The sequence below is a fragment of the Acidovorax sp. HMWF018 genome (assembly GCF_003061035.1).
Classification (GTDB): domain Bacteria; phylum Pseudomonadota; class Gammaproteobacteria; order Burkholderiales; family Burkholderiaceae_C; genus Acidovorax; species Acidovorax delafieldii.
Genome location: NZ_QAIM01000173.1, coordinates 1 through 9,954 on the forward strand (window position 1 = coordinate 1; position 9,954 = coordinate 9,954).

General features: G+C 55.8%; 8 protein-coding genes and 1 pseudogene. 2 read left to right on the plus strand and 7 right to left on the minus strand.

Features of this window, described 5'->3' with window-relative positions:
• The 3 genes from DBR23_RS06500 to DBR23_RS06510 form a co-directional block, all read right to left on the minus strand.
• The coding region (locus DBR23_RS06500) for a 3-carboxyethylcatechol 2,3-dioxygenase (RefSeq protein ID WP_255581560.1) at positions 1 to 765 on the minus strand (765 nt) is incomplete at its 3' end.
• Entirely contained in the window at positions 762 to 2,537 is a 1,776-nt protein-coding gene (locus DBR23_RS06505) for an FAD-dependent monooxygenase (RefSeq protein WP_108497689.1), read from the minus strand. The genes DBR23_RS06500 and DBR23_RS06505, both read right to left, overlap by 4 nt.
• An 18-nt stretch (positions 2,538 to 2,555) precedes the next feature.
• Entirely contained in the window at positions 2,556 to 3,491 is a 936-nt protein-coding gene (locus DBR23_RS06510; RefSeq protein ID WP_158276429.1) for a tripartite tricarboxylate transporter substrate binding protein, read from the minus strand.
• A gap of 182 nt (positions 3,492 to 3,673) precedes the next feature.
• Between DBR23_RS06510 and DBR23_RS06515 the strand changes: the two genes are divergently transcribed.
• Entirely contained in the window at positions 3,674 to 4,489 is an 816-nt protein-coding gene (locus DBR23_RS06515; protein ID WP_108497691.1) for a DNA-binding transcriptional regulator, read from the plus strand.
• A 231-nt stretch (positions 4,490 to 4,720) separates the two neighbouring features.
• Here DBR23_RS06515 and DBR23_RS06520 read toward each other — a convergent pair whose 3' ends face one another.
• Positions 4,721 to 5,401: an inovirus-type Gp2 protein gene (locus DBR23_RS06520; RefSeq protein WP_158276430.1), complete on the minus strand. Its 681-nt coding sequence runs from the start codon at positions 5,399 to 5,401 to the stop codon at positions 4,721 to 4,723.
• A gap of 726 nt (positions 5,402 to 6,127) precedes the next feature.
• Between DBR23_RS06520 and DBR23_RS29205 the strand changes: the two genes are divergently transcribed.
• Positions 6,128 to 7,069, plus strand: a complete 942-nt coding sequence (locus DBR23_RS29205; RefSeq protein WP_146191251.1) for a hypothetical protein — start codon at positions 6,128 to 6,130, stop codon at positions 7,067 to 7,069.
• 72 nt (positions 7,070 to 7,141) lie between these two features.
• On the opposite strand, the gene DBR23_RS32225 is transcribed toward DBR23_RS29205, so the two are convergent.
• The 3 genes and pseudogenes from DBR23_RS32225 to DBR23_RS06545 all read right to left on the minus strand — a co-directional run bounded on the left by DBR23_RS32225 (position 7,142) and on the right by DBR23_RS06545 (position 9,585).
• The gene (locus DBR23_RS32225) at positions 7,142 to 7,510 is read right to left on the minus strand and encodes an H-NS histone family protein (protein ID WP_108497694.1); all 369 of its coding nucleotides are present in this window, start codon (positions 7,508 to 7,510) and stop codon (positions 7,142 to 7,144) included.
• 203 nt (positions 7,511 to 7,713) lie between these two features.
• Positions 7,714 to 9,259: pseudogene (locus tag DBR23_RS06535) on the minus strand (YfjI family protein).
• 71 nt (positions 9,260 to 9,330) lie between these two features.
• Positions 9,331 to 9,585, minus strand: a complete 255-nt coding sequence (locus DBR23_RS06545) for an AlpA family transcriptional regulator (protein WP_108497697.1) — start codon at positions 9,583 to 9,585, stop codon at positions 9,331 to 9,333.
• Positions 9,586 to 9,954 lie beyond the last annotated feature (369 nt).

Below are 9,954 nucleotides of genomic sequence, written 5' to 3' on the forward strand. Positions count from 1 at the left end.
CCGCCGCAGATCGGCTTCGCCGCCGGCCAGGCTGTCCATCCAGCGGCGGTCCCACTCAGGATTGAGGGGTTTCATGGAGCTTGTCCCTGATGCCAGGGCCATCCCAGCCGCCATGACGCGCTGCGTCTTGGCATGGCGCTCTTGTTCGGTCGGCTCCCGCTTGCTGGTGATGCGCTCACGCACAGCAGGGTCCGGGTGAGACAGCGTAGGCACGGGAGGCTCATGCGAAAGGCCGCCCGAACCGATGAGCAGCGTGCGCCGAGGGTCTGTGTCCAGGAAGCGTCCGATGACTTCGCCCAGAGCCTTGCAGCGGCGCATGCGAGGAATGCCTGGTTGAGCCACCGCGTTCATGAAGATGGGCAGCACCGGTGGGGTATCGAGGCTGCCCCACAGCAGTTGCAGCGCCTGGGCGAATCCATGGTCCACGGACATGCGTCGCGAGATGGCGATGTCGAAGTCTTCGTCCATGAGCTTCTTCGCCAGGCCAATCGCTGCGGATGCGTCCACATTCATCGACCCGCTGGGTGTCGAGTAGTCCCCCACCGAGTTCGCCTCAGTGCCAATACAGAACGGCGGCATCAATTCATTGAAGAAGCCGTTGTAGTGGTCCGGTGCAATCAGGACAATGAGCTCTGGCGCAAATGCCCGCACCTGCTCACGGGCAGTCGCAATGGCTGCTTCGAGCGCTGTTTCTACCGCGGGAGCGATGGGGTTCAACCCCATCAGCGGTGTATGCGACATGCCCAGAAATGCACGCTGTATCACGCGGTCTCCGCAACCAGCACTTCGGTGGCCAGGACCGATGACAACGCTTCCGACAGCAGATCCTTGGCATGCTCTGCGTCTGCAGCCCCGCCATGCTGCCGCCAGGCGACAACGCCATCAGGCCTCACGAGAAGGGCGCCAGCTTCCTCGATCTCACGCACACCGTGCCAGGTGGCATAGGAGTCCTGAGCGCCGTGCACTCCGATGACCACCGTTTTTAGGAACGGTAGGGCGAGTTGCTTGGCGGCCTCCACCCAGGCACACCCTGCAATGCCGGTCACAAGGGCAAACTTCCCCTTGCCCACCAGGTCGAGCGTTGAAGTCCGGCGCCCATCGGCACCCACCAACCACGCATGGGGCAACTTGGCGCCAGGACGGGTTGTCGGCTGCACATGAAGCTGTGGGTCGCGCTTCCAGACCTCTCGCTCGGCATCTTCGTCAGGGACCACACCCGCCGATACATAGCGCTGGTTGAGTTCCACCCCTTGTGCATTGAACTCGTAGTTCTTGAGGTCGAGGGCAGCAGCCAGCGCTGTGCGCCTCGCCACACCTTCGTCGCCAGGATCCGCCAGCTTTTCAAGGCCAGCCGCGACAGGGTCAGCCGCCTTCTCATCCCTGAAGCAGGCCTTCAGGGGCGCATAGTCCAGGCGGGACTGGTTGGCGCGCGCCACGATCTGCGCGCCCACGGGAGCACGTTCGGTCGTATAGGTTTCAAGCAACGCAGGCCCTGCGTAGCCTTTGAGCACGAAGGCGAGCTTCCACGCCAGGTTGAAGGCATCCTGCATGCAGGTGTTCGAGCCCAGGCCGCTGGAGGGTGGATGGCGGTGCACGGCGTCCCCACCGCAGAACACGCGTCCGTTCGAATACACAGGCGCATGTGCCTGGTTGACATACCAGACCGAGGTGCTCTCAACTTCTAATTCCAGTTCTGGATCTCCCACCAGCAGGCGCACCTTGCGCTTGATTTCCTCGGGCGAGAAGTCTGGCTCGCCTTTGCTCATGTCGAAGCCCCATCCCGCAATCCACTGGTTCCAGGGCTCTACAGCACGCAGGAGACCCATACCGATCTCACCAAAGGCTGCATTGGAGGTGACGACCCAGTACAGGATGCTGGGACGATGCGCAACGTAGCGGGTCAGGTCCGCGCGGAAGAGAACGTACGCGGTGGCTGCGCGAGCGAGCTGGCCTTCCACTTTCAGCCCGGCATCGTCCATCACCTTCGAGCGCGCACCGTCGGCGCCAACCAAGTAACACGCGCGAATCTCGTACTCGCGGCCCGTGAGCAGATCGCGCAGCGAGACGGTCACTCCCTCGGCGTCCTGCACATGGCCAAGGTACTCGGTGTTGAAGGAGAACACGGCACCCCGTGCATATGCGTTTTTGACAAGGAGGGGTTCCATCTTGTCCTGGGGAAGATCCATCAACGCGCAAGGACTGGCTTGCAGATAGTCTCCAACGCGCGCATCTCCGGTGCCCCATGTGCGCAGGCGGGCGATTTCAGGGCCAGCCAGGCTGGTGGTGAACAAGGTGTCCCCCATCCATTCCCACGGTGTCGCGTCGCGCCGAGCTTCCTGCTCAACGCCAAGATCCCGAAGCACTTCAACAGCACGTTGATTGGTGATGTGGGCGCGTGGTGTGTTCGCAGTCCAGTTGTAGCGGTTAACCACATGCACGCGCACGCCATACGTGGCCAGTGCCAGCGCGGTTGTTGCGCCCATTGGGCCTGTGCCCACCACCAGCACGTCTGTCTGGAATTCGTTCTCTTGGCTCATGGCTTCATCTCACTCTGGCTACTTGATGGTTTTCTGGATCACTGCGCCGTAGGTGTCGATGTCACGACGCACCCGGGCGGCCAACTCGGCCGAGTCGGCGGGGTAGGGATCGCCTGATGCGCTCAGCTTGTCTTTCATCGCGGGCAGCTTGAGCGCCGCGTTAAGCTCACGTCCGAGCCGCTCAACGATGGCCGGAGGCGTTGCAGCGGGCGCTACAAAGAACAGGTAGTTGGCAATTGCAGGTCCCGTGTAGCCGCTTTCGAGCACGGTCGGCACGTCAGGCAGGAGGGGATGGCGCTGAGCGCCGAGCGTCGCGATGGGAATCAGCTTTCCCGCTTTGATGTACTGCTGTGCGTAGTGCACCGGCATCACCATGCTGTCAATCTGGCCCGCGAGAAGATCAGTGGCCGCTGGCGCCAGGCCCTTGTACGGGACATCCACAAATTGGCCAGTCGTCATCTCTTGCAGTTGGTGCATGTGGATGAACCAGGGACTACCAGTGCCCATCGTGCCGAAGTTCAGTCCGCCCTTTGTGCGCTCCTTCGAGTACTGGACCAGCTCTTTCAGTGTGCGCGATGGAACCTTTGGGTTTACCACCAAGACCAGAGGCACCGCGATCATGCCGGCAACGGGCACAAAGTCCTTCATCGCGTCATAGGGCACCTTCGCGCCCAGGATTTCGCTGGCTTTGGGCGATTTGGCCATTGCATGGTTGATGGCATGCGAGTCAGAGACCACGCCGATGGTGTAGCCGTCCGCGGGAGCCTTGGACACGGCGTCCGTGCCAATGATCGAAGAAGCACCAGGACGGTTGTCTACGATCACAGCTTGCTTGAGGCTATTGCCCACCACTTCGGCCAGAGCCCGTGCGGCAGAGTCCGCGTTTCCGCCTGCGGGATATGGGACAACAATGCGGATCGGTTGCTTGGCAGGCCATTCCTGGGCAAAGGCCACGTTTGCAGTAAGGGCCAACGCGGCGATGGAGCACAGAGTGCGTCGAGAAATTGACATGTTGTCTCCTGATATGGGCACGTTGTGCCTGTTCAATCTGCAGCCACTTGCTGCATGGATCGAAGTATCGAAGCGCGTGAACCCGACGTATAGTGCGTGCACAGAGTGCACCAAAAGTCTTTGACATGCCCCAAGTAAATGCGTTTTCCGATGCCGCTCAGTACCGTGAAGTGCGCGGATTGAGCCGAGGTCTCGCCGTTTTGCGAGTACTCAATGCCATGCCTGGAGGCATTGGCGGCGTGGTGGAAATATCCCGTCTAACAGGTTTGCATCGAACCACTGTGAAGCGGCTACTTGAGACCTTGAAGGCAGAGGGACTCGTGCATCACAAGGACGATGGTGCCTCATACGCACTTGGCTTTGAAGTCAGGAGACTTTCTGAGGGATACGTAGGTGCCGACTGGATTGACAGCATCGCCGCCCCTGCGATGCGCCACCATCTTCGCGCTCTTTCATGGCCCAGTGATTTGGCCACGCCAGACGGTGGGTTCATGTTCGTGCGTGAGTCAACCCACCGAGTCAGTATGCTTTCGCAGCACCGCGCGACCATTGGCATCCGCATTCCGATGCTCGTATCGTCCTTGGGGAGGGCTTGGCTTTCCTGGTGTGCGGAAGAGGAGAGAGAGGCTACGCTGGCACTTCTGGGTGAACGCTCAGATGCCATTGGCGAGATGGCAAGGGATGCGCCGCTCATAAAGCGGATCGTCCGCGAAACTCGGCGCCGTGGCTATGCGGTCAATAGAGGTGAGTGGGCTTCGGAAGCCAGTGTGACGGCCATTGGCCTTCCCATCCGCATTGGCGAGCATGCGATCGGGGCGATCAATCTCGTTATGCAGGGTAATGCCGTATCTGAGCGAGAGATTGCCACCAAGTATGTACCGCTGTTACGCGCCCTGGCCGACGAGATATCCCAAGGTGTCGGAAATTCCCCCCGAGGCTGACCGGGGAATTTGATCAAAATCAAGGGTAAACCCGCAATCCTGACGCATCTACGTTCACCACCATATTGCAGATTCGAAACCTCTGAGAGCAACCTTCGGGAGCAGGCCGCAGAACAAGGGGGGTATGCGTATGTCCGGTTATGACCGATTTTACTTGGTCGACTTCGATACGCAGATGACTGCTATCGCTGCAATACAGTCCACCGCCCCTAAAGCTGCTCCTCTCTATCCCTACTGCTGGCCATGCGCAGAAGGAAGCACAAGTCCAGTCCTGAGTGCTCGACCCAAATGTGGCATTGCCACCCTGACAAGGAGCTCTCGTTTGACCAGGTAGTCAGCAACTCGCTGGAACCCCGCAATCGTCGCGTCATCGAGTCCACTAAAAACGCCCACACCACAGTAAGTGAAACGGGCCTTGTAGTTCGGATCATTGCTGTTGTGATACAGCCCCGCACCCTTCGTCACTTTGTTCTTCCACAGCTCCCCGATGAGCCGAGCGATCGTCACATCCTGGCGAACTTTCGATCCATTGAAAAGCAGCATTAGATGCATGTGGGGGCCCTTACGCACTCCGTACTCAATCTTGGCGGCATAGCCAAGAAAGCTCGCGGCAAAGCCCTCCTTGATCGCGTGCAACAGATCACTCCAGTGGTCTAGGATCTCGTGACTTGAATCGGCGCGGGCCGCATATTGCTTACCGTAGCCCACATCGAGTCTGATAACCATGAGCTTGGGGTATCTTCTTTTGAACGCGAGCATTCGTTTGACCAATGCTCCACAGGCACGTTCCCGCTCTCGTCGCGCGTTGTCAACTTTTGATCTGCCGAACCAACTCGCATACACAACCATGAGCTCGTCAAGGATCTCCATTGCCAGAGTCAGTGCCGCACCACTCGACAAATGCTCAGTCATGCTTGCGTCCTTCAGAATGGACGGAAGAGCACGATCCAGGCATGCGATGTGTGGGTCACTTTTGGCGAGCCGAATTCGCTCAATCACCTCAGAGAGAGCCATACCCTCCAGAAGAGCTGATAGCTTCTTGGCTCTTCGCACACGTGCATGAGGAGTCATAGAGAGCTTTTTCTTACCTCTTCCAATCGGGCAAGTGGATTGCAATGCCGATTGCAATTGCTCAAGCCACACAAGAGTGCCCCTATCTACAGTGACTACACAATGGGGTGATTCGATTGCACAACCAACGTGCGATTCCATCTGGTCTACAAACATTTCGCTTACTCCGTTGCTCATTCATTCGAATGAATATTGATTTCTTATTTTTAAGTCAACTACACTCACTTTACGAAGAGATATTAGAGACTTAGCCTATATCGAACAATAGCCTTATGAGAGGTATCTCAGCACTGAGAGACTGACCTTATAAAGCAGTCAATACATAGCACAAATACCACATAACATATACTCCATGTACTAAAAGCTATCTATGCAATGAAAACCCCTAGCAAACTCCAACGCTTTTGGCGAAAAAGTTGAATCTAGCTCATACGAATCCCATCTGAGTTACATCCGTTCGAAGCCCGCTTTATGCCCCCACAAGGCTTTTTTTGAGATGCTCAGAGCTATGAAACGAATCACAAAGGCTGAGATGGTGTTCAGCCAATCATTCAATTAAACCCAGTCATGTTCTTTCGCCAACTCGACAACAGCGACTCAATTGCCAGGCCTTTCAAAAACTCCTCACCACGACTAGTGGAAGTGCTGGCATGGGTACACGAAAAGTCACTACGCCTCTCCCACGACATCGGATCAAAGAAGTGGACCTATGCTGAGGCGATTGACGTTCTCCAAAAGGTACTTTTCGATGGAGTGCCATTGCCTCCTTTTCTCTTCCTGCAAGAGAAGAGTTCAGAGCGCAATGAACACAACCCGGCAGTCGCTCTTAATGGATACCGATTACTCAATCTTCTCTATCAGGTTTTCTATAGAAGGTCACCGATAGACTGCATAGAAAGCGATGGAGAGAGGCCCATCAGCTTTCTCGCACTCGACCTAAGTCATTGGAGAGAAAACAACCAGCGTTTTACCCCTGGCTCTATTGTTGATATCCCTTTCCTTCCAGACACAGAACTAGAACCTACTTACAGCAGCAAACTAATTCCGGAGGAAGCAAGTTATCTGATCAGACAAGGCCTTTTCCCATTACGCGCTCTTTGCCACCCAGGTGATCTATTGGCATGGCAAGTTGCGATGAAAGACTACTTGGAGTTGCGATCGCTTTTTGGCTACAAAAATGATTACTCCCCTGGAGATTTCTCTCCTTGGGAGCCTCGGGGTTCGCACAGTTCCGACCATCCAGCCCCACAGGCTATTGCCAGCGATTCCATGCCACCGCACTTGCATGAAAACAAATTCGCAAGAGTGGACCTTCAGAACGACAGTGTTATTGCCAACTACTCGAAGCGGATCGCACTCATGGGCGACATGCCGGAATTGGTAGAGATCCGCACCAAGCAGTGGATTGCCTTTCAGCAATACGAGCTCAATGTCGTCTGGGTCGCGTCTAGAGAAGTAGCAACATCCATGCAATCGTGGGAGCCGTTCGAAATCAAAGACGAGCAGTGAAAGATGGCACTCCAACGCAATACCCTTCTAGGGGGCATGGCGTTGGCTTGTCATGAGTTCTATGCACCCATCTCAAGTAATGAGGCACGCATCTGGGCCGTGCTCAAGCAACCAACTGGGGCGCTTCCCATGGCCATTCCAAATCTTTCCAGTTGTGGGATCACGGTAACTGCGGCGGGTAGTTGAACCAACTTTCTGAAATGAATTCGAGGGCGCCTGGGGCGGCATCACCTCTTTCAAATCCTCTGCAGTGAGCTGGTACCGTTCAATACACTGTGCGATTTGTTGGAGCCCTTCCGAGACCAACGCTTGGCGCAGAGTGGATAGCTTTTCGTCCACAAGACGCTTCTCTTCGGCGGCTGCAAAGTACCGATCTAACACCGACGGGAGAGCCGGAGCGGCCCCCACAACTGGCTTTGGCATATTTGCTGTAACTTCCATACTGATCTTCTTTCGTAAACTGTTTTTCCGTTGAAGGGTGTCTCTGCGGAGCGGGCGTGAGCCTTTTTTGCGACGATTTTTTGAGGGGGGGGTCCTGCTAACCCGCTAGTTCAGCGGGTTAGCAGGGGGGCCTACTCACAAATCGACCGTGCTTTGGCCATGGGGCTTACTGCCACCGATCCGCGGCAAGGTCTCACTGACACCTAAATCGACGGCCAATACCCAATGCGTTGCCCAAGTTGGCCAGGTTGCTGGAAGCCAAGGCCACTCGACAAACTGGAGATTTGAGGCTTGTGCTGCGCCATGGAAAATTCATTCACCAAAGGCGCGAAGTACTCCCGCACCAAATTGATGCGAGCTCCCCCCTTAACACACACCTCGTCCATGGCACCCTGTTTAACGAGATAGTCAACAGCTGCGTCGAAGCGCTTTGGATCGCGCGATTGATTGGGGCCGAAGGTGCGGAGTCGACTTCTTTGGAAACTGCTCACCCCAAACCACCCGTGCGCATTGATTTCCTTCACCAAAAAATCCTGTAGCTTCATTGCGTCCTCAAACGCATGCGAGTACTGGTTCGGCTCACCAAAGAGTCTCCGGTACTCCTCCAAGTGCCATCGCATGAGAGAAATTGCGTCGCGCATCGTGCTCTCGTCGATGTCACCATCGAGCTGAAAGAAGCAATGCATGACACCAGCCATTCGGGTTGCTATCTCGGCTGCCTTCGAAGCCTGATCACGGACATCCGCATAAGCACCGTCTGGACGCAGGCTCAACTCCATTTCAGTGGCGAACTGTTGTCGTAGGCGAGTGGCCCCGGCTGTCAGTCGAAGAAGCTGTCGAGTCGCATCAGGGTCCCGAAGAATCTCATTGCTGCGGGTTTCGCCCTCATGTCTAAGGCGCTGAAACTGCTTGATTGCCGAGTAAGGCCTGTTGGCACTATGCCCCCCCACTCCTCGGTATCCTTGCGTGCTCTCCACATAAGCCCACAAGCCTCTGCAAGAAAATCCCGATTCGCGTGCCATGTAGTGATTCTTCTCAAAGAAGCGCCGGAACGGCTCCGGTTGAATCGCGAGAAAGACCACGACTCTTGGGTTTTCGACAACGATGGACCCGCTACTCAATCGATCATGGTTTAAGGTGGTTCCATCCCATGCCTTATTCCACCAGGCAAGATGCGCGAGCGTTTGACCGCCGGTAACTGTTCCCCCTTCGTCGGCGATGACGATAGCGGTACCACCGGATGATGCAAGCCCCTCCAAAAAGGCGGCTGTGGTCGTATCGCCAAATTCGCGAAGACCTGGCAGAAATGGCTTGGGGCGCAATCCGACATGTAGTCGGTACTGCGCCTGAAGTTGTTTGGCCTTTTCGTCACAAGAGGTCCGAGTGATCTTTTTCAGGAGGCGCTTGCATTCGGCATCCCAAGCTGCTTGTTCCGGGCTTTTAGGCTTCATGGTTGGCCTCCTCGATCTTCTTCATCAAGATCTTCGTGACTGTGGTCTTGCGCTCTCCTTTGTCCGCAACAACTGCCACGATCAGGCTACAGGGTGTTGCCTCACCGGTCAGTCCTTCCACGTCGACCTGGGCTTGCGTCACTGACGCCATGATGGCCATCATTGCGCTGCCGATAAGCGGCGCTGGCGCTTGGGTCATGTCCTTGACGTCGTAAAAGATCTCGTTCAGTTCCTGATTAGCAAATGCACCGAAAGGGTATGAGTTCGTGTGCGGGGACTTGGGCGGAATAAAAAACATTTGAAGTCTCTGTGTGGGTCTATCGATGGAGGGCTTTGGCCCCCCGCTTGTTGAGTAGGAAAAGAAGGGCACTAGTTGTGGGCACCTCCTTTTCTGAGTGGCTGTCGTGACAAAGCCACCTGCTTTGCCAGCCAGACCCGGACTTCCTCCTCGATCCAGTAGTTGCCCCTGCCCATTCCCAACTTGATCGGGCGTGGGAAGTCAGGGTCGAAGTACGGGCCTTTTGCGTTGAGCGCGTTGTGAATGGACGCGGGGCACTTGTGCGTCAGTTCCTGGACCGTCTTGCGGTTGATCAGCGTGCCTTCAAAAGCAGGAGAGTGGTTCATGGTGTCTTCCGTGTTGGGAAGACTGAACTTTCCTTTTTTGATTTCTTGGGTTCTATTGCTTTCTCACACGAAAACAATAGAAGTTGTCACTCACTTTTTATAATAACGCAGAAAAATGGGGCAATTTTTTGTGGCACAGCTTTACGATTTCGAATTCAGGGCCTCTTTTTGGGCGCAATTTGCGCGTGCAGAAGCCTATTGCTGAATAGCTTTAAAACAGCTGTTTTGACCACCTACGACAGGAGGCAGCGCAGTCGAAGCGCGCTCACAATGGCTGTTAGTGCCAGTGCAAACGTGATCAGCAGTGCCAGTCGAACATTGACCAGGGGCTAAAGCTGGTTCCATTAGAAACCAGCTGTGGATAACTAT

Excerpts from the sequence above, each read along its gene's own strand:
- DBR23_RS06520 (WP_158276430.1), bottom strand. The coding sequence starts at position 5,401 with ATGACTGAGCATTTGTCGAGTGGTGCGGCACTGACTCTGGCAATGGAG.
- DBR23_RS06505 (WP_108497689.1), bottom strand. The coding sequence starts at position 2,537 with ATGAGCCAAGAGAACGAATTCCAGACAGACGTGCTGGTGGTGGGCACA.
- DBR23_RS06545 (WP_108497697.1), bottom strand. The coding sequence starts at position 9,585 with ATGAACCACTCTCCTGCTTTTGAAGGCACGCTGATCAACCGCAAGACG.
- DBR23_RS06515 (WP_108497691.1), top strand. The coding sequence starts at position 3,674 with ATGCCCCAAGTAAATGCGTTTTCCGATGCCGCTCAGTACCGTGAAGTG.
- DBR23_RS32225 (WP_108497694.1), bottom strand. The coding sequence starts at position 7,510 with ATGGAAGTTACAGCAAATATGCCAAAGCCAGTTGTGGGGGCCGCTCCG.
- DBR23_RS29205 (WP_146191251.1), top strand. The coding sequence starts at position 6,128 with ATGTTCTTTCGCCAACTCGACAACAGCGACTCAATTGCCAGGCCTTTC.